Source organism: Variovorax sp. 10L421, assembly GCF_056395365.1.
Genome location: NZ_JBFTJJ010000026.1, coordinates 20,078 through 39,236, shown reverse-complemented (window position 1 = coordinate 39,236; position 19,159 = coordinate 20,078). Strand labels below are relative to the sequence as shown.

The following is a 19,159-nucleotide window of genomic DNA, read 5'->3' as shown; positions in this document are numbered from 1 at the left end:
GAAGGACACGATCGATGAAAGTCGCAGTCATGGGCGCCGGCGCAGTCGGCTGCTACTACGGCGCCATGCTGGCGCGCGCCGGACACGAGGTGGTGCTGATCGGGCGGCCCTCGCATGTGGAGGCCGTCAACGCCAGCGGGCTTCGGCTGGAGACCAAGGCCTTCGACGAATTCGTGAAGGTGGCAGCCAGCATCGAAGCCAGCGCAGTGCACGGCGCCGACCTCGTTCTGTTCTGCGTGAAGTCCACCGACAGCGAATCGGCCGCCGCGCAGATCAAGCCGCACCTCTCTCCCGGCGCGCTGGTGCTCACATTGCAGAACGGCGTGGACAACGACGAGCGCGTGCGCCCGGTGCTGCCGTCGAATGAGGTTGCAGCGGCCGTGGTCTACGTCGCCACCGAGATGGCGGGGCCGGGCCATGTGAAGCACCACGGGCGCGGCGAACTGGTGATTGCGCCTTCGCGCGTGAGCGAACAGGTCGCTCGGCATCTGGCCGCCGCGGGCGTGCCCACGCAAATCTCCGACAACGTGCGTGGCTCGCTGTGGGCCAAGCTGATCCTCAACTGCGCCTACAACGCACTGTCCGCCGTTACGCAGCTGCCCTACGGTGTGCTCGTCAAAGGCGAGGGCGTGGCCGAGGTGATCCGCGACGTGGTGGCCGAATGCCTCGCCGTCGCAAAAGCCGAGGGCGTTGTGGTGCCCGGCGACACCGACGCCGCCGTGCGCGGCATCGCGCAGACCATGCCTTCGCAATACTCGTCCACCGCGCAGGACCTCGCGCGCGGCAAGCTCAGCGAGATCGACCACCTCAACGGCCTGGTCGTGCGGCGCGGCGAGGCGCTCGGCGTTCCCACGCCGGCGAACCGCGTGCTGTTCGTGATGGTGAAGCTGCTCGAAGGCAAGCAGCGCTAGCCTGGCATCGGCTCGCGCATCGTCACGAACTCCTCGGCCGCAGTCGGGTGTATGCCGATGGTGCTGTCGAACAGCGCTTTCGTCGCACCCGCGCGCATCGCCACCGCAAAGCCCTGCACCACTTCGCCCGCGTCCGCGCCCACCATGTGCAGGCCCACCACGCGGTCGGTGGCCTTCTCGACCACCAGCTTCATGAAGGTGCGCTCGGTGCGGCCCGACAGCGTGTGGCGCAGCGACTTGAACTCGCTCGAGAACACCGTGACCTCGCCGAACTTCGCGCGCGCTTCGAGTTCGGTGTAGCCGCAGGTACCGATGTTCGGGTGCGTGAACACGGCTGTGGGAATGAACTCGTAGTCGAGCCGGCGCTTGCCCTTGCCGAAGAGTTCGTCGACCACCACCATCGCCTCGGCCAGCGCCACCGGCGTGAGCTGCACGCGCGTGGACACGTCGCCCACCGCATGGATCGACGGCACCGAGCTGCGGTAGTGCGCATCGACCGCGATGGCGCCGCGCTCGTCGAGCTTCACGCCCGCCGCCTCGAGGCCGAGCCCCTGTGTGTTGGGCACCCGGCCGGTGGCGAAGAGCACCGTGTCGGCCTCGATCTGCTGGCCGCGCGCCAGCGTGACGGCAAGCCCGTGCGGCCCGCGCGTGACCGAGGTGGCTTCGCAGTTCAGCCGCACGTCGACGCCGGCCTTGCCCATCTCGTTCGCAAGGAACTGCCGCACGTCGTCGTCGAAGCCGGTGAGCAGGTGCGCGCGGCGGTGCAGCTGCGTGACCTGGGCGCCGAGGCCGTTGAAGATGGATGCGAATTCACAGGCGATGTAGCCGCCGCCCACCACCAGCAGGCGCTTGGGGAAGGGGTCGAGGTCGAACATCGCATCGGAGCTCACGATGTGTTCGCGGCCCGGAATGTCGGGCACGTAGGGCGTGCCGCCGGTGGCCACCAGCAGGTGACGCGCGGTGTGGCGCTTGCCGTCGACTTCCACCGTGTGGGCGTCGGCCAGCTGCGCCCAGCCGGTGACGAGCGTGACGCCCGCGTTCTTCAGCAGCGAGGCATAGATGCCGTTGAGCCGCGTGATCTCTTTTGCGCGCTGCGACTTCAGGTGCGCCCAGTCGAACTGCGGCGCCTGCGGCAGCTTCCAGCCGTAGCCGGCGGCTTCCTCGAACGATTCGGCATAGCCGGCGGCGTAGCTGTAGAGCTTCTTCGGTATGCAGCCCACGTTGACGCAGGTACCGCCGAGTTCGGCGGCCTCGGCGATGGCGACACGCGCGCCGGTTTGCGCGGCCATGCGCGCGGCGCGGACGCCGCCGCTGCCGCCGCCGATGACGAAGAGATCGAAGTCGAATGTGGGCATGAAAGGCTCCTTGGCCGCCGACTGTAGCGGCGGGCCGAAGGAAGCGCTTTCGGCGGGACTTGCGCGGCGGCTGGCGTTCAGCGCGAGTCGGGCGAGGTCCAGAGCCTGCGCGGATCGTCGCTGCGCTGGCCTTGCGGCTGCTGCTGCGGCTGCTGCTGCGGCTGCTGCGGCTGCTGCGGCGCTGGCGCGATGCCGCGCTGCTGCTGGATCGCGCGCAACTGGGCCTCCTGCGCCTGCCGCATCGCGTTCTGCTGGGCCTGAAGCTGGGCTTGCGCCTGCTGCTGCGCCTGTGCGGCGCGCAATTGCATTTCCTGCTGCTGGCGAAGCTGCTGTTGCTGTTGCTGGGCCTGCTGCTGGGCCTGCTGCTGGGTCGCGCGTTGCTGCTGCTGCTGCTGCTGGGCTTGCGCCTGCGCCGCGCGCTGCTGCATTTCCTGTTGCTGGCGCAGCGCCTGCTGTTGTTGTTGTTGCTGTTGCTGTTGCTGTTGCTGTTGCCAGCGTTCCTGTTCGCCGCGCTGGCGCCCGTCCTGTTGGGCCCGCCAGTCCTGCTGCTGGCGCCAGTCCTGTTGCGGACGCCCGCCCTGCTGGCGCTGCCATTCCATCTGCTGTCGTTGCTGCAACTGTTGCTGCTGCGCCTGCTGGAGCTGTATCTGCTGCTGCCTCGCCATCAGCGCCGCCGCCGGCGGGACCACGGCGGCGGGCCGGCCGAAGCCACCGCCGAAGCCGTTGATCGCGACGCCCGGCGTGGGTGCCACCGGCACGCGCGCAAAGCGGTCGTCCGGCAGCCGCACGAGGTCACGACGGCCGAAGGGGCCGCGGCCGAAGCGGTCGGCGGGCAGCACGGTCACGGCGCCCGGCATCTGCTGGTTGGCATAGAAGTCGTTGCGCGGCCCGGTCTGACGGTTGTAGATGGCCATGCGGTTCACCTGGTCCACATAGCGCTGGCTCGCGTGGTAGCCGGGGCGCCATTGCTCGCCCGGGGCCAGCGGGAACCAGCCCACGCCGCTGCGGCCGTTGCCGATCTGGACGCCCGCGTTCGCACCGCCGCCCACGAAGCCGACCAGCGCCGGCGAATACACCGGCCGGCCGCTTGTCCGCCCCGGCACCCAGCCCCAGCGCGAACCCACGCGCGCCCAACGGCCGTAATGGAAGGGTGCGAAACCCCAAGGCGCGGCATCGACCCAGGTCAGGCCCCACGGCGCGACGTTGACCCACTGGCCGTCGCGGTACGGCGCCCAGTCGGCATCGACGTTGCGCGGGAACCAGACGTCGCCGTACGTGGCGTCGTTCTGCCAGTCGCCGTAGTTGTCGAGCTGCAGGTAGCCGACCACTTCGCGCGACACGTAGCGCGCCGAGACCGACTGGTCCTCGATGCGGTTGCGCTCGGCCACCCAGGCGTCGAAGCCGCCAGCCTGCGGCGGCGCACCGCCCACGGCCGCGAGGTCGCGGCCCGACACGGTGAGCTGCTGGCGCGCGGCCAGCGACTGCGATTGGCCGTTCTCGCCATAGAGCGTGGCGCGGCCCGAGGCCACGGCCACCCAGGTGGTGCCGGCGGCCGGATCGGAGGCGATGCGGTATTCGCCCGGCGCGTCGATCACCACCGCGAGGTTGCCGGTGTCGACCTCGAAGCGCTGGCCTGCCAGCTCGTCGCGCACCCGCAGCTGCAGGTTGCCCTGGTTCGAGGTGATGCGCGCCGTGTCGTCGTCGAGCTCGGAGAACTCCACGTGCGTCTGCCCGTCGAGCCGCAGGGCTGCCGAGCCGATGTACACCTCGGCGCGGGCATTGCGGTCGGTCCAGAGGCGGTCGCCGGTGGTGATGGGGCGGTTGGGCTGCGCGTCGTACCAGCTGTCGTCGCCGGCCGGCGCGAAGCTGATGGTGCCCTGGTGGAAGTTGAGACGGGCCACGCGGCCCGGCGGGTCCTGCTGGGCGCCGGCCGCGAGGCCGACGCACAGCATGGCCAGGCCGAGCAGCCAGCGGCGCAGCGTGGCGGAATGCATGGAAATGGCGGATGGGCTCATGGCGTTGTTCTCCCCGGTCGTTGGGACAATGCGAAAGCGCTGAATGTGTAACGCGCGAGAATCCGCTGCCGCTGTCATCGCCAACCCGCTGCTTGGTGAAGCGCGCGTGCATTCGGCAACCGGCTGTAAGGAAGAAATCCCCCATGAAAAACCAGGATCGCGCACGCCCCACGGGCGCCATGCGCTCCGAAACCGATAGCTTGATCGCGCTTTGCGCAGCGCTCGCCATGGTTCTGGCGGCCATGCCCGCCGCGGCCCAGCTGGCGCGCAAGCCCTCGTATTACCAGCAGCAAAACCAGCCTCTGCCCGACGGCCCGGCCGCGCAGCTCGCGCCGCGCCCCGCGGTGCCGTCGTCATTGCCCGCGCTGCGCAGCCAGGGGGACTTCGACCAGCTGGCGCGCGTCTACGACGCCGGCACGCCGATGCAGCTCGCGCACGTGCTGTTCGCCGTCGACCGGCAGGCGAAGCCGGCGCGCATGTACTACATCGACACGCCGCGCTACCAGCTGCACGTACGCTTCCTGCGCGACACCCGGCTCACGCCGAACACGATCAAGCGCGAGATCGACCGCAACTACCTCGTGCCCGACCGCCGCTTCCTGTTCGGCACGCTGAGCTGGCAGCAGAACATCGGCACCTTCACCTACGAGTTCTGGGAGGGCGACCGGCTCACTGCGCCGCTGCTGCGGCAGGCCGACGCGCAGGTCAAGGCCAGCTTCTTCGCGCCCGTGAAGTTCAAGACCAACTCCACGCTGCACGAACGCGTGGCGAAGGAAGCCGGCATCGACTTCGTGAGCCAGGAGGCGCTGATCCGCGAGCAGCCATTTCTGCCGATGAACCTCGGCACCGCCACCGGCCGCGTGCGCATCGTGGACGACGAATCGGGCATCAACGCCCAGCTCGCACTTTTGCCCGACGACATCGCCGTGCTGCGGCAGGTGCCGATCAGCCTGCCGCCGGTGGCGGGCGTGCTGACCGAGCGGCCGTCGACCGCGCTGTCGCACGTCAACCTGCTGGCCAAGGGATGGGGCATTCCGAACGCCTACGTGCGCGACGCCGCCACGGTGCTGAAGGCGCATGCGGGCCAGTGGGTGGCATTGAAGGTCGCGGCCTCGGGCTACCAGGTGCGCCGCCTCGCGCCCGAAGAGATCGCCGCCCTGCCGCCGCGCGCCGTGCGCACCGCCGCCACCGGCGCGACGCCCGGCAGCGCGCGCGCCATCAGGCCCGACCTGCACGAAACCCGTCTGCTGCCGTTGGTCTCGCTGCGCGCGCGCAACAACGCGCAGTGCGGCACCAAGGCCGCGAACCTCGGCGCCATGCTGGCCGCGCACATTCCGGGCACTTCGGTGCCCGACGGCTTCTGCATTCCGTTCGCGCACTACGACCGCTTCATGCGCGCCAACGGCCTGGCCGAGCGCATCGCGCGCATGCAGCAGCAGCCAGGCTTCGCGAGCGATCCGAACGCCCGGCAGAAGGCGCTGGCGCAACTGCGCGACGAGATCGTGCAATGGCCGGTCGACGCGGCCACCGCCGCCGCATGGCGCGCCGCGTGGCAGTCGCAACTGGGCGGCGGCGGCGTGTTCGTGCGCAGCTCGTCCAACTCCGAAGACCTGCCCGGCTTCAGCGGCGCGGGGCTCTACACCACGGTGCCCAACGTCAAGACCGGCGATGCGCTCGAGGTCGCAGTGAAGAAGGTCTGGGCCTCGGTCTTCAACCCCGAGGCCTGGGAGGCACGCAGCGCCGCGGGCTTCGGCGCCGAGTCGGTGCTGATGGGGGTGTTCGTGCAGACCGCCATCGACTCGACCAACGCTGGCGTCATGATCACCCGCGACCCGTTCGATGCGGGGCATCCGCACGTCACCTACATCTCGGCCAAGCGCGGTATCGGCATCCGCGTGGTCGAGGGGCAGCGGGTGGCGGAGCAGGTGATGTATTCGAGCTGGTCGAAGGCGATCCAGGTGCTGAGCCGTTCGGCCGAAGAAACGTCGCTGCAGCTCGACAAGGAAGGCGGCGTGAAGGAAGTGCCGGTGGAGGTGGGCCGCAATGTGCTGACCGACGAGCTGGTGGTGCGCCTCGCCAACGTGGGCGCGGCTGTGAAGCGCACCTTCAACGCGGTGGACCAGGACATCGAGTGGGCCACCGTGGGCGACCGCATCGTGCTGCTGCAGGCGCGGCCATACGTGGAGCGGCGGCGCTGAGCCATCACTGCGGGGCGGCCGCGCCTCGATGGACCGGAAGGGCGTTCAGCGGAATGCGCAGGTAGGCCACCCCGTTGTCATCGGGCGGCGGAAATCGCCCGGCGCGCACGTTGACCTGCATCGACGGCAGGATCAGCGTCGGCACGTCGAGCGTGGCGTCGCGCGCGGTGCGCATGCGCACGAATTCTTCTTCGCCGATGCCGTCGCGCACATGGATGTTGTGGGCGCGCTGTTCCGCCACGCTGCTCTGCCAGCGGGGCTCGCGCGTGGCGGGCGGATAGTCGTGGCAGACATAGATGGTCGTCTCGGGCGGCAGGGCGAGCAGCCGGTGCATCGAGCGATAGAGCTGGCGTGCGTCGCCGCCGGGGAAGTCTGCGCGCGCGCTGCCCAGGTCGGGCATGAAGAGCGTGTCGCCGACGAAGACCGCGCCGTCCACGAGGTACGCCATGTCGGCCGGCGTGTGGCCGGGCACCAGGAGCGCGACCGCCTCGGCGTCGCCGATGCGGAAGGATTCGCCGTCCTTGAAGAGATGGTCGAACTGGCTGCCGTCGGGCAGGAAGTCGCGCTCCAGGTTGTAGAGCGCGCGGAAGGTGGCCTGCACCGTGCGGATGTGCTCGCCGATGGCGATGCGCCCGCCGGCCTGCGACTGCACATGGCGCGCGCCCGAGAGGTGGTCGGCGTGCGCGTGGGTTTCCAGGATCCAGTCGACCTGCAGCGCCTGCTCACGCACATAGGCCAGCAGGCGGTCGGCGGAGGCGGTGCTGGTGTGGCCAGACCTGAAGTCGTACTCCAGCACTGGATCGATGATCGCGGCGTGCTTCGTGGCGTGGTCCCAGATCACGTAGGACACCGTGCCCGTCACGGGATCGAAGAATGCCTGGGTGGTGGTGCGGCGGGGCGCTGCGGTCGTCGTCATGGGCACTCCTTCAGTCAAGCCGTTGATATTATATTAATCGATATAATATTAGTGAACTAACCGACATTGCCCTCCATGAAGGCTTCCACCCTCGTCATCGATCCCGAAGTGCTGCGCGGCGGTGCCCGCCAGGCGATCGCGGTGCTCAAGCTGCTGGCCAACGAAGACCGGCTGCTGCTGCTGTGCCAGCTCTCGCAGGGCGAGATGTGCGTGAGCGACCTCGAAAGCGCGCTGGGCATCCGCCAGCCCACCTTGTCGCAGCAACTCTCGGTGCTGCGCGCGGAAGGCGTGGTCAGCACCCGCCGCGAGGGAAAGAACATCTACTACAGCGTCGCCGATGCCGCGCTGCTCGACATCCTCGCGGTGCTCTACCGTCTCTACTGCCCGAAGGAGGACTGAAGATGGCCGCCATCGACTGGCCGCATTTCACGCCATGGACCGCGCTGGCCGGCGGCGTTCTCATCGGCATCGCCGCGGCGATGTTCGTGCTGCTCAACGGGCGCATCGCGGGCATCAGCGGCGTGCTGGGCGGTTTGCTGCGCCCCGTGAAGGGCGACGTGGCCTGGCGCGCGGCCTTCGTGCTCGGACTGGTCGGTGCACCCGCCGCCTGCGGGCTGTTTGCCGTGCTGCCCGCGGCACGGATCGATGCCGGCCATGGCGCGCTCGCACTGGCCGGCCTGCTGGTGGGCGTGGGCACGCGTTACGGTGCGGGTTGCACCAGCGGCCACGGCGTGTGCGGCGTGGCGAGGCTGTCGCCGCGTTCGCTGGCCGCCACCGGGGCTTTCATGGCCACCGGATTCGCCACGGTGTTCGTGGCGCGTCATCTGTTGAACCTGTGATGAAGGAGCGATTCGCCCTCATGCCGACCGTCATCGCCTCCCTGCTCGCCGGCCTGGTCTTCGGGCTCGGCCTCATCGTCTCCGGCATGGCCAATCCGGCCAAGGTGCTCGGTTTTCTCGACCTTGCCGGCGCCTGGGACCCCTCGCTCGCATTCGTGATGGGCGGGGCGGTGATCGTGAGCGCCGCCGCCTTCCTGTTCGCGCGCCGGCGCAAGCTGTCGCTGCTCGGCGCGCCGATCATGCTGCCCACCGCGCGCCGGATCGACCGTCGCCTCGTCGGCGGCAGCCTGCTGTTCGGCGTTGGCTGGGGTGTAGCGGGCTTTTGTCCCGGCCCCGCGCTGGTCTCGCTCGGCATGGGCGAGTTCAAGGCCGTGGTCTTCTTGGGCGCCATGCTGCTGGGCATGGGCCTGTTCGAACTGATCGAACAGATGAAGAATTCCAGTGATTGAAAACCGCGTCGCAGAAAAGGAAGGAAGCAAGGAAATGACCGAATCCGTGGAGAACAAAGGCTACGCTGGCGACGTGACGCCCGAGCAGGCGGCGCAATGGATGGCCAGCGGCGAGGCCGTGATGGTCGACGTGCGCACCGACGCCGAGCGTGAATGGGTCGGCTACGTACCCGGCGCCGTGCCGCTGGCCTGGAAGCAGTGGCCGGGCATGGCGATGAACCCCGCGTTCGACGACGGCATCCGTGCCGCCGCCGAAGGCAGGAAGAAACTGGTGCTGCTGTGCCGCAGCGGCGTGCGCTCCATCGCGGCCGCCAAGCGCGCGACCGAACTGGGCGCAGAGGCTTACAACATCCTCGAAGGCTTCGAGGGGAATCCGGACGACCAGGGGCATCGCGGACTCATCGGCGGCTGGCGCAAGCGTGGGTTGCCCTGGAAGCAGAACTGAGTCGTTCGGGGTGTGCTCACGCCGACGGGGCTCCCCACAGCGAAATAAAGGAGGAGCCGAAGGCGGGGGGCATTCGCGCAGGGGAGCACCCGGTGCCATTCGCACGCACCCCGAAAGAAGCAAAAAGGCCCACCGATTCCTCGGCAGGCCTCGAGACTGCCCTCTTCGAGCGCCAGTTCAGAGCGGCGGAATGCGCAGCTTCTGCCCCGGATAGATCTTGTCGGGGCTGCTCAGCATCGGCTTGTTCGCCTCGAAGATCGCGTTGTACTTGTTCGGATCGCCGTAGTACTTCTTCGAGATGGCCGAGAGCGTGTCGCCCTTCACCACGTCGTGGTACTGCGCGGGCGGCGCGGCCGGTGCGACGAGGTTGTTCTCGACGCTCGTCACGTTCGCCACGTTGCCTGCTGCCAGCGAGGCTTTCTCGCTGGCCTCCTGCGATGGCGCCTGGCCCGCGAGGGTGACCACGCCGCTGCTCGCCGCATAGGTCACCTGGAGCCCCGTGAGGCCGAGGTTCTGCGTCTCGATGTAGGTCTTGATGGCCGCGGCGGCGGCCTGGTTGGCGTCTGGCGTGGCGGCCTGCGCCGACGGGCCGCCGAACAGTTTTTCACCCGCCTCCTTGATGAAACTGAGCAAACCCATGGTGTTCTCCTTGTGCCGTAGTTGGTGGATGGACCTGCCAATCTACCGGCGCGACGGGGCAGCGCCGCGTAGGCCCACGCCGCGTGTCGACGAGGTGCCAGCAGGAATAACGACAAAGTCGCAATAATCCCGCGCATGCCATCCCCCTTCCTCGCCATCGACATCGGCAACACCCGCCTCAAATGGGCGCTCTACGACTCGGCCCGCCCCGGCGCCGAGCTGCAGGCGCACGGCGCCGAATTCCTCGACCACATCGAACGGCTGGCCGACGGCCCCTGGGCCGACCTGCCGGCGCCCGGTTCCATGCTGGGCTGCGTGGTGGCCGGGGACGCGGTGCGCCGGCGTGCCGAGGAACAGATCGTCGAGCGTTTCGACTGCGCGCCGCGCTGGGTGATGTCCAGCGCGGGCGAGGCCGGCATCGTGAACGGCTACGACCATCCCACCCGCCTGGGCGCCGACCGCTTCGTGGCGATGATCGGCGCGCGCCACCGCATGCTCGCCGCAAGGCCGGGACAGCCGCCGCGGCCTATGGTGGTGGTGATGATCGGCACCGCCGTGACCGTCGAGGCGATCGACGCGGACGGCAGGTTCCTCGGCGGGCTGATCCTGCCGGGCCACGGCATCATGCTGCGCGCGCTGGAGTCGGGCACGGCCGGGCTGCACGTGCCGACCGGCGAGGTGCGCGAATTCCCCACCAACACCAGCGATGCGCTGACCAGCGGCGGCACCTACGCCATCGCCGGCGCGGTCGAGCGCATGGTGCAGCACGTGCGCTCGCACTGCGGCGCCGATCCGGCCTGCTACATGACCGGCGGCGCGGGCTGGAAGATGGCGCCGGTCATGAACGGGCACTTCGAGCTGGTCGAGAGCCTGATCATGGACGGCCTGCTCGTGATTGCCCGGGAGCGGGCGACGGCCTAGAAGCGGCTCAGGGGCGCATCAGCGCCTCGGCCACGGCATGGAACGCCGGCAGCGTCAGCGGGTCGTTGCCCGCATTGCCCGCCACCGGATGCGCGGCGTAGCGCACGATCACCACCTCGGCCTTCGGGTCCACGTAGATGCTCTGGCCGTGGATGCCGCGCGCCATGTAGGCACCGTGCGGGTTGTGCGACACCCACCACATGTCGCGGTACGACCAGCCCTTGAGCAGCGCATAGCCGGCCTTCACGAACTTCGCCGGGTCGCCGCCGCGCTGGATGTCGTCGACCACCGCCTTCGGAATGGCCTGCTGCCCGTTGGAGGCGCGCCCGCCGTTGCGCATGGTCTCGCCGAAGCGCGCGAGGTCGCGCAGCACGGTGTTGAGGCCGCCGCCGCCCGACTCGGTGCCGATGCGGTCGACCATGAAGTAGGCGTCCTGCTCGGCGCCGATGCGGCGCCAGATCTTTTCGCTCAGCAGGTCGGCCAGCGACTGGTTGCTGGCGCGGCGCACGATCCAGGCCAGCACCTCGGCGTTGACCGTCTTGTAGGCGAAGGCGTCGCCGTGCTCGCCTTCCTTCTTCAGCGTGACGAGGAATTCGTAGAACGACTTGGGTCCGATGTAGTTCTGGCCCTGCGTGAGCATGCCGCCGGCACGGGCGTAGTCCCAGATCTCGGCCTTCGGGTCGGCGTAGTTCTCGGAGTAGTGCACGCCGACGGTCATGTCCATCACCTGGCGCACGGTGGCGTCGCCGTACGCCGTGTCCTTGAGCTCGGGGATGTACTTGGTGACCGGTGCGGCCGGATCGAGCTTGCCTTCGTCCGCGAGGATGGCAGCCAGCGTGCCCACGAAGGACTTGGTGACCGACATCGCGATGTGCGGGCGCTCGGGCGTGAGTGCGCCGAAGTACTTCTCGTAGACCACCTTGCCGCGGTGCATCACGAGGATGCCGTCGGTGTAGGTGCCGGAGATCATCTGGGCGAAGTTCAGCGTCTGGTCGCTGCCTGCACCTCCAAGAGGCTTGAACGTCACGGCTTCGATCTGGACGGGTGACGTGGCCGCCGGCAGCGGGCTGGCCGCGCCGCTGCCGCGCCACACGTTGGCGGTGGGCACGGTCTCGCGCACGTGCGAGAAGCTCCAGCGCGTGCGCGGAAACACGCCGCCGGCCGGGTTGTCCAAGGTGATGAGTTTGTCCGGTGCGGGCGGGAAGCCCTTCATCCAGCCCAGCGCGTCGACCGAGGTGGCCGCGGGGTCGGGCAGCGCGGGAGGCGTGGGCGTCTGTGCGGAAGTGGTGTTCACGGCGAGCAGGGTGAATGCGGCGGCGAGCGCCGTGCGAACGAAAAAGGGCATGTTGTTGTTCTCGGTGAAAGGATCAACGGCCGCTGAAGCGCGCCGGCCGGCGTTCGACGAAAGAGCGCACGCCCTCGGCGGCGTCCTCGCTGTTCGACAGGCGTTTCTGCGTCTCGATGAATTCCGACACCGCGGCCAGCGGCCCGTGCTCGATGGCCTTCAGCACGTTGAGCCGCGTGGCCACCACCGCCAGCGGCGCCTGGGCGGCGATGCGCTGCGCAATGGCCAGCGCCGCGTCGAGCTCCTGGCCGGCCGGCACCACCTTCTGCACGAAGTTGAGGCGATAGGCTTCGGCGCTGTCGAACTCGTCGGCCGTGAGCAGGTGCAGCATCGCGTTGCCCAGGCCGGCACGCTCGGCCATGCGCAGCGTGGCGCCTCCCGTGGCCATGATGCCGCGCTGCACTTCCATCTGCGAGAAGCGGCAGTCGTCGGCGGCCACCACGATGTCGGCGCCCAGCATCAGCTCGATGCCGACCGTGAAGCAGATGCCCTTCACGGCAGCCACCATCGGCTTGGTGCGGCGGCGGTAGCCTTCGAGCCCGAAGTCGTGCGGCTCCACCAGGCCCTGCGGGACCGCCTTCTCGCCACGCTTCATGTACTCGGCCACCGCCGGCAGGTCGAGGCCTGCCGTGAAGTGGTCGCCGAAGGCGTGCAGCACGCCCACGCGCAGGCTCGGGTCGTCGTCGAGCCGGGTGTAGGCCTCGGCGAGCTGCCTGAACATCGGCGGCGTCCAGCCGTTGCGCTTGGCAGGGCGGTTGATGCCGATCAGCAGCACGTGGCCGAGCACCTCGGTGTCGATGCAACCTTCTGCCGGTGGGATTGTGGGCGTGGCGGTCATGGCGTTCTTGTCTCCTTGTTGTTGTTTTCGCTCGATCAGTACGTGTAGACGCCGCGGCCCGTCTTGCGGCCCAGCTGGCCCGCGGCGACCATTTCCTTCAGCAGCGGGCAGGGGCGGTACTTGGAGTCGCCGAACTGCTCCAGGTACACCTCCATCACGGCCAGGCACACGTCCAGGCCGATCATGTCGGCCAGTGCCAGCGGGCCGATCGGCTGGTTGCAGCCCAGCTTCATGCCGGCGTCGATGTCTTCCGCCGTGGCGATGCCCTCGGCCAGCACGAAGAAGGCCTCGTTGATCATCGGCACCAGGATGCGGTTGACCACGAAGCCCGGCGCGTTCTTCACGGTGATGGGCGACTTGCCCAGGCGCTCGGCCAGTTCCTTCACCGTGTCGTGCGTGGCGTCGCTCGTGAGGTAGCCGCGGATCAGCTCCACCAGCGCCATCATCGGCACCGGGTTGAAGAAGTGCATGCCGATGAAGCGGTCGGGGCGCGAGGTGGCGGCGGCCAGCTGCGTGATCGAGATCGACGAGGTGTTCGAGGCGATGATCACCTCGGGTGCCAGCATGTCGTCGACCTGCTTGAGGATCTTCAGCTTGAGCGCGTGGTTCTCGGTGGCCGCCTCGATGACCAGCTGCGCGCTCTTCAGGTCGTCGTAGTTGGTCGAGCCCTTGATGAGCGCCAGCGCGGCGGTCTTCTGCTCGGCGGTGAGCTTCTCTTTCTTGATCAGGCGGTCGAGGCTGCCCGACACCGTGGCCAGGCCCTTGTCGACCGCCGCCTGGGCGATGTCGACCATCACCACCTTCACGCCGGCCACCGCGCAGGCCTGCGCGATGCCGTTGCCCATCGTTCCGGCGCCGATGATGCCGACAGTCTGAATAGCCATGAGAAAACTCCTTGAGAGAAAACGAAAAGAAGGGTGCGCGAGGCTGGCGCCGCGGCGAAAACTTCGATTGTGAAGCAGCCCCCGGGCCGCGCCGTTGCCGCGTGCGACACCGTCGGCCCGCCGGTGGCTTACAGTGCGGCGGTTGCTTTTTCCCCCGCTTTCCACCGCTTTCTCCGACCTCCGACCATGACCACCCTCGGCACCCCCCTTTCCCCCTCGGCAACCCGCGTGATGCTTCTCGGCTCCGGCGAACTCGGCAAGGAGGTGCTGATCGCCCTGCAGCGCCTCGGCGTCGAGACCATCGCGGTCGACCGTTACGAGAACGCCCCCGGCCAGCAGGTGGCGCACCACGCGCGCACCATCACCATGAGCGACCCCGAGCAACTCAAGGCGCTGATCGAGGCCGAGAAGCCCGCGCTGGTGGTGCCCGAGATCGAGGCCATCGCCACGCCCATGCTCCAGCAGCTCGAAGACGCGGGTGTGGTGCGCGTGATTCCCACCGCCCGCGCCGCCCGCCTGACCATGGACCGCGAAGGCATCCGCCGCCTGGCCGCCGAGACGCTGGGCGTGCCCACCAGCCCCTACAAGTTCTGCGACTCGCTGGCCGAACTGCAGGCGGCCATCGACGCAGGCATCGGCTACCCCTGCATCGTCAAGCCCGTGATGAGCAGCTCCGGCAAGGGCCAGAGCAAGATCGACGGCCCGGCCGACGTGCAGAAGGCCTGGGACTACGCCATGGCCGGCGGCCGCGTGAGCCACGGCCGCGTGATCGTCGAGGGCTTCATCGACTTCGACTACGAGATCACGCTGCTGACCGTGCGCGCCAAGGATGCCGCAGGCGCCGTGGAAACCAGGTTCTGCGACCCCATCGGCCATGTGCAGGTGAGCGGCGACTACGTGGAAAGCTGGCAGCCGCACCCCATGGCGCCCGCCGCGCTGCAGAAGGCGCAGCAGATCGCGCAGGCCGTCACGGCCGACCTCGGCGGGCAGGGCCTGTTCGGCGTCGAGCTGTTCGTGAAGGGCGACGAAGTCTGGTTCAGCGAAGTCAGCCCCCGCCCGCACGACACCGGCATGGTCACCATGGCCACGCAGTGGCAGAACGAGTTCGAGCTGCATGCGCGCGCCATCCTCGGCCTGCCGGTCGACACCTCGCTCAAGAGCCCGGGCGCCAGCGCCGTGATCTACGGCGGCGTGGACGCCACCGGCATCGCCTTCGACGGCGTGGCCGAGGCCTTGCAGGTGCCCGGCAGCGACGTGCGCCTGTTCGGCAAGCCCGAGAGCTTCACCAAGCGCCGCATGGGCGTGGCGCTGGTGCATGCAGCCGACACCGGCACCGCCCGCAGGCTCGCCAAGGAAGCCGCCTCGCGCGTGAAGCCGCGCAAGGCATAGCCAGTTTCCGCAAGCCGCGCCGCAGCGGCGCGGGCATGGTGCGGGGAGATCGAGCGACGCCCGCTCGACCTCCCGGAGACACCATGCTGCATCCCCAGGCGCGCGCCTTGCTCGACTTCATCGAGGCGCGCGGCATTCCGCCGACTCACACCCTCTCGCCTGCCGACGCGCGGGCCTTCTATCGCGAGCGCCGCGCCGCCTTGCAGCCGCTGCCGGCCGAGGTGGCCGAGGTGCGCGACCTGGCCGCGCAAGGGCCGCACGGCCCCATCCCGGTGCGTCTGTACAGGCCCCTGGGTTCGGGCGCCGGTCCGCTGCCGGTGCTGGTGTACTACCACGGCGGCGGCTGGGTCATCGGCGACCTCGACACGCACGACGTGCTGTGCCGCGAACTGGCCAACGGCGCCGGCTGCGCCGTGGTCGCGGTCGACTACCGCATGGGCCCGGAGCACCGCTTTCCCGCAGCGGTGGACGACGTGCTCGCCGCCACCCGCTGGGTGCGCCGCGAGGCCGCCGCGCTGGGGCTCGATGCGAGCCGCCTCGCCGTGGGCGGCGACAGCGCTGGCGGAAACCTCGCGGCCGTGGTGTCGATCGCCGCACGCGATGCCGGCGACCTGCCCATCGCCTACCAGCTGCTGATCTACCCGGCCACCGACATGCGCCGCGGCCATCCATCGCACCAGGCCAACGGGCAAGGCTACCTGCTGACCAGCGACACGATGACATACTTCCACGACCACTACATCACCGACCCGGAGCACGACCTCGACTGGCGTGCTTCGCCGCTGCTGCACACCGACCTCGCGGGCCTGCCGCCGGCGCTCGTCGTCACGGCCGGCTACGACCCGCTGCGCGACGAAGGCGCCGCGTATGCCGAGGCGCTCACGGCCGCCGGCAACAGCGCCGCGTACGTGTGCTTCGAGCGCCAGATCCATGGCTTCATCACCATGGGCAAGGTGCTCGACGAGGCCGGCACCGCGGTCGCGCTCTGTGCCGCCGAGCTGCGCCGCGCGTTCGCGCGGGCCTAGGGAAAGTCCCCGCGCAAATGCACGCCGCGCCGCCGGCCTGCGCCGCTACGATCCAGCGAGCGCGACACCATCCACCGTTGGCAATCGACCCCCGATGCAGGAGACAGGCACCATGCAGCGAACGAGGACTGCGCCGTCGGACAACGGCGGCSCACCACAGGGTGAACGCCTCATGTGGCTCACGCCGCAACGCGTGTTCTACGCCGGGCTGCTCGGCGCGGCCGCCGAGCGCACGATGGGCGGGCACGGCGTGTACCTGGCGCCCGCGGGCGTGCCGCCGATCCGCATCCGCATCGGCGGCGGCGCCTGGCAGGCGGGCGAGCTGATCGTGGTGCCGCCGCAGGTGCCGCACCATGTCGAGAGCGAGCATCCGCTGATCTTCAACCTGTTGATCGAATCGGAATCGGTCGACCCCGCGCGCTTGCCGGCGTTCATGCGGCACTGCGGCCCGGTCGATGCGCCCGCCTTCGCGCGGCGTGTGCGCGAGGTCCATGCGCACCTGCTCGCGGCCTCGGGCCGCGGCTCGGAATTCGACGGCTTCGATTTCGATGCGCTGTTCTTCGGCGAGGTGCTTGCGCCGCGACCGATCGACGCGCGCATCCGCAAGGTCATCGACACCCTCGTCGCCGACCCCGCGGCGCCCGCCTCGGCCGAAGACTGCGCGGCCTCGGTGCACCTGTCGTTCTCGCGCTTCCTGCATCTGTTCAAGCAGGAGACCGGCATGGCGTTTCGCGCCTTCCGGGCCTGGAAGCGCGCGCGCAGCCTGCTGCGCTACGTGCGCCAGGCCGGCACGCTGACCGATATCGCGCTGGACACCGGCTACCCCGACTCGACGCACTTCAGCCATTCGATCCGCCAGGTCTACGGCCTCAAGCCCAGCGACATCGTGGCCGGATCGCGCCGGCTTGCGCTGCACGACGCGGCGGGCGGCTTCAGGCAGTAGGCGCGAAGAGGCCCCATGCAGATCCTCCAACTCCTGCTGTCGGGCATTGCGCAAGGTTGCATCTACGGCCTGATCGCGCTGGGCTTCGTGCTGATCTACAAGGCCACCGAAACCGTGAGCTTCGCGCAGGGCGACCTGATGATGCTCGGGGCCTTCGGTGCGTTCGCGGGCATGTCGCTGTTCGGCCTGCCGTTCTGGCTCGCGGCCATCCTTGCCGTGGTGGCGATGGCGGCTTTCGGCGTGCTGCTCGAACTGGTGGTGATCCGGCCGATCCTCGGGCAGCCGCAGTTCTCCATCGTGATGCTCACGATCGGCATCGCCTACGTGGCGCGCGGGCTCATCACCATGGTGCCGGGCATCGGCACCGACACCCACACGCTCCCCGTGCCCTACAAGGACCAGATCTGGAAACTGGGCGAGCTGGTGGTCAACCTCGAGCAGCTCGCGATCATCGTCGCCACCGCCATCCTCTGCGCCCTGCTGTTCGCGATGTTCCGCTACAGCAAGCTCGGCATCGCAATGCAGGCCTCGTCGCAGAACCAGCTGGCGGCCTACTACATGGGCATTCCGGTGAAGCGGCTCAACGGGCTGGTGTGGGGCCTGGCGGCGGCGGTCGCGGCCATCGCGGGCATGCTGCTCGCGCCCATCACCTTCGTGCACGCGAACATGGGCTTCATCGGGCTCAAGGCCTTTCCGGCGGCGGTGGTCGGCGGTTTCGGCAGCCTGCCGGGTGCCATCGTCGGTGGGCTGGTCATCGGCATCGTCGAGTCGTTCGCGGGCTTCTATCTGCCCGATGGCTTCAAGGACACGGCGCCGTACATCGTGGTGCTGTTGATGCTCATGATCAAGCCGAACGGTCTGTTCGGCGAGAAGCTGCGCAAGAAAGTTTGATCGTTCATGCGCTTCATCTTCAAGACCAGCTACGACCAGGACATCCGCCTTGCCCGGCACGGCGGGCATGTGTTCTGGTACGGCCTGCTGGTGGCGTTCCTGGTCGTCGCACCATGGGTGATCGACGAATACTGGCTCGCGCAGCTGACCTTCGTGCTGATCTACGGGATCGTCGGCCTGGGGCTCATGCTGCTGGCCGGGTTCACGGGGCAGTTCTCGATCGGGCATGCGGCGTTTCTTGGCGCGGGCGCTTACACGCAGGGCGTGCTGACGAACGCCGGTGTGCCGTTTCCGGTTGCGCTGATCGCAGCCGCGGCGCTGTCGGCGGCCGTGGGCGTGGTGGTCGCGCTGCCGGCCTTGCGCGTGAAGGGCATCTACCTCGGCATCGCGACGCTGTCGTTCGGCTTCATCGTCGAGGAAGTGTTCGCGCGGTGGGAGAGCGTGACGGGCGGCAATGCCGGCCTGCATGTGAAGGCGCCGGAGATATTCGGCTGGTCGCTGGGCTCGGGCGATGGCTTCTACTTCCTGTGCCTGGTGGTTGCGGTGATTTCCACCTTGGGCATCCTGAACCTGCTGCGCTCGCCGACGGGGCGCGCCTTTGTCGCGATCCGCGATTCGGAGATCTCGGCGCAGAGCATGGGCATTCACCTCGCACGCTACAAGACGATGTCGTTCGCGATCTCGGCGGCACTCGCGGGCCTGGGCGKGGCCTTGTATGCGCACAAGCTCAGCTTCATCTCGCCGGACCAGTTCAGCATCCTGCAGTCGATCGACCTGCTGCTGATGGTGGTGATCGGCGGGCTCGGCTCGGTGCACGGCGCGTTCCTTGGCGCGATCTTCCTGATCGCGATGCCGCAGCTGATTTCCATCGGCAAGGACTGGCTGCCCGCGGTCATCGGGCAGGCGCCGGGGCTTCAGGGGCTGGTGTATGGCCTGGTGCTGATCGCCTTCGTGCTGTTCGAGCCGCTGGGGCTGTACGGCCGATGGCTCAAGGTGCGCACATGGCTGCAGCTCTTTCCGTTCTATCGCCGCGGATTGTTCAAGCGGCAGAAGTCGTTCACCAAGTCGGACCGGCTGAGATGACACTCCCCCCAGGCTTCGCGCACTCCGTGTCGCTTCGCCAACCCCCTCGCCGGGGGCGACACCTGCTGCCCGG

19 protein-coding genes are annotated in these 19,159 nt (G+C 68.8%); 12 read left to right on the top strand and 7 right to left on the bottom strand.

Annotated features, from left to right (window positions below; translation table 11 throughout):
• The first annotated feature begins 14 nt into the window (after positions 1-14).
• The gene (locus tag AC1DFC_RS24840; RefSeq protein WP_007829662.1) at positions 15-911 is read left to right on the top strand and encodes a ketopantoate reductase family protein; all 897 of its coding nucleotides are present in this window, start codon (positions 15-17) and stop codon (positions 909-911) included.
• Here the strand turns inward: AC1DFC_RS24840 and gorA are convergent.
• Positions 908-2,266: a glutathione-disulfide reductase gene (gene gorA, locus AC1DFC_RS24835; protein ID WP_007829659.1), complete on the bottom strand. Its 1,359-nt coding sequence runs from the start codon at positions 2,264-2,266 to the stop codon at positions 908-910. The genes AC1DFC_RS24840 and gorA overlap by 4 nt on opposite strands.
• A 77-nt stretch (positions 2,267-2,343) precedes the next feature.
• Positions 2,344-4,281 (bottom strand): DUF6600 domain-containing protein, encoded by a 1,938-nt coding sequence (locus AC1DFC_RS24830; protein ID WP_478180174.1) that lies wholly within the window; start codon positions 4,279-4,281, stop codon positions 2,344-2,346.
• A gap of 143 nt (positions 4,282-4,424) precedes the next feature.
• Between AC1DFC_RS24830 and AC1DFC_RS24825 the strand changes: the two genes are divergently transcribed.
• On the top strand, positions 4,425-6,479 hold the full coding sequence (locus tag AC1DFC_RS24825) for a PEP/pyruvate-binding domain-containing protein (protein ID WP_007829655.1): 2,055 nt from the start codon (positions 4,425-4,427) through the stop codon (positions 6,477-6,479).
• Between the two features lie 4 nt (positions 6,480-6,483).
• Here AC1DFC_RS24825 and AC1DFC_RS24820 read toward each other — a convergent pair whose 3' ends face one another.
• Positions 6,484-7,395 carry an MBL fold metallo-hydrolase gene (locus tag AC1DFC_RS24820; RefSeq protein ID WP_478180173.1) on the bottom strand — a complete coding sequence of 304 codons (912 nt, stop codon included), beginning with the start codon at positions 7,393-7,395 and terminating at the stop codon, positions 6,484-6,486.
• 75 nt (positions 7,396-7,470) lie between these two features.
• Between AC1DFC_RS24820 and AC1DFC_RS24815 the strand changes: the two genes are divergently transcribed.
• From AC1DFC_RS24815 to AC1DFC_RS24800, 4 genes are read left to right on the top strand one after another with little or no spacing between them, the layout of a single operon-like run.
• Positions 7,471-7,794, top strand: a complete 324-nt coding sequence (locus tag AC1DFC_RS24815; protein WP_007829653.1) for an ArsR/SmtB family transcription factor — start codon at positions 7,471-7,473, stop codon at positions 7,792-7,794.
• Between the two features lie 2 nt (positions 7,795-7,796).
• Positions 7,797-8,234, top strand: a complete 438-nt coding sequence (locus AC1DFC_RS24810) for a YeeE/YedE family protein (protein ID WP_478180172.1) — start codon at positions 7,797-7,799, stop codon at positions 8,232-8,234.
• Positions 8,235-8,254: 20 nt separating this feature from the next.
• Positions 8,255-8,683, top strand: a complete 429-nt coding sequence (locus AC1DFC_RS24805; protein WP_478180171.1) for a DUF6691 family protein — start codon at positions 8,255-8,257, stop codon at positions 8,681-8,683.
• Positions 8,684-8,717: 34 nt separating this feature from the next.
• Positions 8,718-9,128: a rhodanese-like domain-containing protein gene (locus tag AC1DFC_RS24800; protein WP_007829650.1), complete on the top strand. Its 411-nt coding sequence runs from the start codon at positions 8,718-8,720 to the stop codon at positions 9,126-9,128.
• A 177-nt stretch (positions 9,129-9,305) separates the two neighbouring features.
• Here AC1DFC_RS24800 and lysM read toward each other — a convergent pair whose 3' ends face one another.
• On the bottom strand, positions 9,306-9,767 hold the full coding sequence (lysM, locus tag AC1DFC_RS24795) for a peptidoglycan-binding protein LysM (RefSeq protein WP_007829649.1): 462 nt from the start codon (positions 9,765-9,767) through the stop codon (positions 9,306-9,308).
• Positions 9,768-9,902: 135 nt separating this feature from the next.
• Here lysM and AC1DFC_RS24790 point away from each other — a divergent pair, with 135 nt between their 5' ends.
• Positions 9,903-10,688 (top strand): type III pantothenate kinase, encoded by a 786-nt coding sequence (locus AC1DFC_RS24790; protein WP_007829648.1) that lies wholly within the window; start codon positions 9,903-9,905, stop codon positions 10,686-10,688.
• A gap of 7 nt (positions 10,689-10,695) precedes the next feature.
• On the opposite strand, the gene AC1DFC_RS24785 is transcribed toward AC1DFC_RS24790, so the two are convergent.
• From AC1DFC_RS24785 to AC1DFC_RS24775, 3 genes are read right to left on the bottom strand one after another with little or no spacing between them, the layout of a single operon-like run.
• Positions 10,696-12,033: a serine hydrolase domain-containing protein gene (locus tag AC1DFC_RS24785; RefSeq protein ID WP_478180170.1), complete on the bottom strand. Its 1,338-nt coding sequence runs from the start codon at positions 12,031-12,033 to the stop codon at positions 10,696-10,698.
• Between the two features lie 22 nt (positions 12,034-12,055).
• Positions 12,056-12,871 (bottom strand): crotonase/enoyl-CoA hydratase family protein, encoded by an 816-nt coding sequence (locus AC1DFC_RS24780; protein WP_478180169.1) that lies wholly within the window; start codon positions 12,869-12,871, stop codon positions 12,056-12,058.
• 35 nt (positions 12,872-12,906) lie between these two features.
• Positions 12,907-13,755, bottom strand: coding sequence for a 3-hydroxybutyryl-CoA dehydrogenase (locus tag AC1DFC_RS24775; protein ID WP_007829644.1), 849 nt, complete (start codon positions 13,753-13,755; stop codon positions 12,907-12,909).
• Between the two features lie 186 nt (positions 13,756-13,941).
• Here AC1DFC_RS24775 and purT point away from each other — a divergent pair, with 186 nt between their 5' ends.
• The 5 genes from purT to AC1DFC_RS24750 all read left to right on the top strand — a co-directional run bounded on the left by purT (position 13,942) and on the right by AC1DFC_RS24750 (position 19,086).
• Positions 13,942-15,144, top strand: a complete 1,203-nt coding sequence (purT, locus tag AC1DFC_RS24770) for a formate-dependent phosphoribosylglycinamide formyltransferase (RefSeq protein WP_478180168.1) — start codon at positions 13,942-13,944, stop codon at positions 15,142-15,144.
• An 83-nt stretch (positions 15,145-15,227) separates the two neighbouring features.
• Positions 15,228-16,169, top strand: coding sequence for an alpha/beta hydrolase (locus tag AC1DFC_RS24765; RefSeq protein ID WP_478180167.1), 942 nt, complete (start codon positions 15,228-15,230; stop codon positions 16,167-16,169).
• 112 nt (positions 16,170-16,281) lie between these two features.
• The gene (locus tag AC1DFC_RS24760) at positions 16,282-17,112 is read left to right on the top strand and encodes a helix-turn-helix domain-containing protein (protein WP_478180166.1); all 831 of its coding nucleotides are present in this window, start codon (positions 16,282-16,284) and stop codon (positions 17,110-17,112) included.
• Between the two features lie 15 nt (positions 17,113-17,127).
• Positions 17,128-18,003 (top strand): branched-chain amino acid ABC transporter permease, encoded by an 876-nt coding sequence (locus AC1DFC_RS24755; protein WP_007829636.1) that lies wholly within the window; start codon positions 17,128-17,130, stop codon positions 18,001-18,003.
• A gap of 6 nt (positions 18,004-18,009) precedes the next feature.
• The gene (locus tag AC1DFC_RS24750) at positions 18,010-19,086 is read left to right on the top strand and encodes a branched-chain amino acid ABC transporter permease (protein ID WP_478180165.1); all 1,077 of its coding nucleotides are present in this window, start codon (positions 18,010-18,012) and stop codon (positions 19,084-19,086) included.
• Positions 19,087-19,159 lie beyond the last annotated feature (73 nt).

What these genes read in the sequence shown, in the direction of transcription:
- AC1DFC_RS24840 (WP_007829662.1), top strand. Translation starts at nt 15, where the DNA reads ATGAAAGTCGCAGTCATGGGCGCCGGCGCAGTCGGCTGCTACTACGGC.
- gorA (WP_007829659.1), bottom strand. Translation starts at nt 2,266, where the DNA reads ATGCCCACATTCGACTTCGATCTCTTCGTCATCGGCGGCGGCAGCGGC.
- AC1DFC_RS24830 (WP_478180174.1), bottom strand. Translation starts at nt 4,281, where the DNA reads ATGAGCCCATCCGCCATTTCCATGCATTCCGCCACGCTGCGCCGCTGG.
- AC1DFC_RS24825 (WP_007829655.1), top strand. Translation starts at nt 4,425, where the DNA reads ATGAAAAACCAGGATCGCGCACGCCCCACGGGCGCCATGCGCTCCGAA.
- AC1DFC_RS24820 (WP_478180173.1), bottom strand. Translation starts at nt 7,395, where the DNA reads ATGACGACGACCGCAGCGCCCCGCCGCACCACCACCCAGGCATTCTTC.
- AC1DFC_RS24815 (WP_007829653.1), top strand. Translation starts at nt 7,471, where the DNA reads ATGAAGGCTTCCACCCTCGTCATCGATCCCGAAGTGCTGCGCGGCGGT.
- AC1DFC_RS24810 (WP_478180172.1), top strand. Translation starts at nt 7,797, where the DNA reads ATGGCCGCCATCGACTGGCCGCATTTCACGCCATGGACCGCGCTGGCC.
- AC1DFC_RS24805 (WP_478180171.1), top strand. Translation starts at nt 8,255, where the DNA reads ATGCCGACCGTCATCGCCTCCCTGCTCGCCGGCCTGGTCTTCGGGCTC.
- AC1DFC_RS24800 (WP_007829650.1), top strand. Translation starts at nt 8,718, where the DNA reads ATGACCGAATCCGTGGAGAACAAAGGCTACGCTGGCGACGTGACGCCC.
- lysM (WP_007829649.1), bottom strand. Translation starts at nt 9,767, where the DNA reads ATGGGTTTGCTCAGTTTCATCAAGGAGGCGGGTGAAAAACTGTTCGGC.
- AC1DFC_RS24790 (WP_007829648.1), top strand. Translation starts at nt 9,903, where the DNA reads ATGCCATCCCCCTTCCTCGCCATCGACATCGGCAACACCCGCCTCAAA.
- AC1DFC_RS24785 (WP_478180170.1), bottom strand. Translation starts at nt 12,033, where the DNA reads ATGCCCTTTTTCGTTCGCACGGCGCTCGCCGCCGCATTCACCCTGCTC.
- AC1DFC_RS24780 (WP_478180169.1), bottom strand. Translation starts at nt 12,871, where the DNA reads ATGACCGCCACGCCCACAATCCCACCGGCAGAAGGTTGCATCGACACC.
- AC1DFC_RS24775 (WP_007829644.1), bottom strand. Translation starts at nt 13,755, where the DNA reads ATGGCTATTCAGACTGTCGGCATCATCGGCGCCGGAACGATGGGCAAC.
- purT (WP_478180168.1), top strand. Translation starts at nt 13,942, where the DNA reads ATGACCACCCTCGGCACCCCCCTTTCCCCCTCGGCAACCCGCGTGATG.
- AC1DFC_RS24765 (WP_478180167.1), top strand. Translation starts at nt 15,228, where the DNA reads ATGCTGCATCCCCAGGCGCGCGCCTTGCTCGACTTCATCGAGGCGCGC.
- AC1DFC_RS24755 (WP_007829636.1), top strand. Translation starts at nt 17,128, where the DNA reads ATGCAGATCCTCCAACTCCTGCTGTCGGGCATTGCGCAAGGTTGCATC.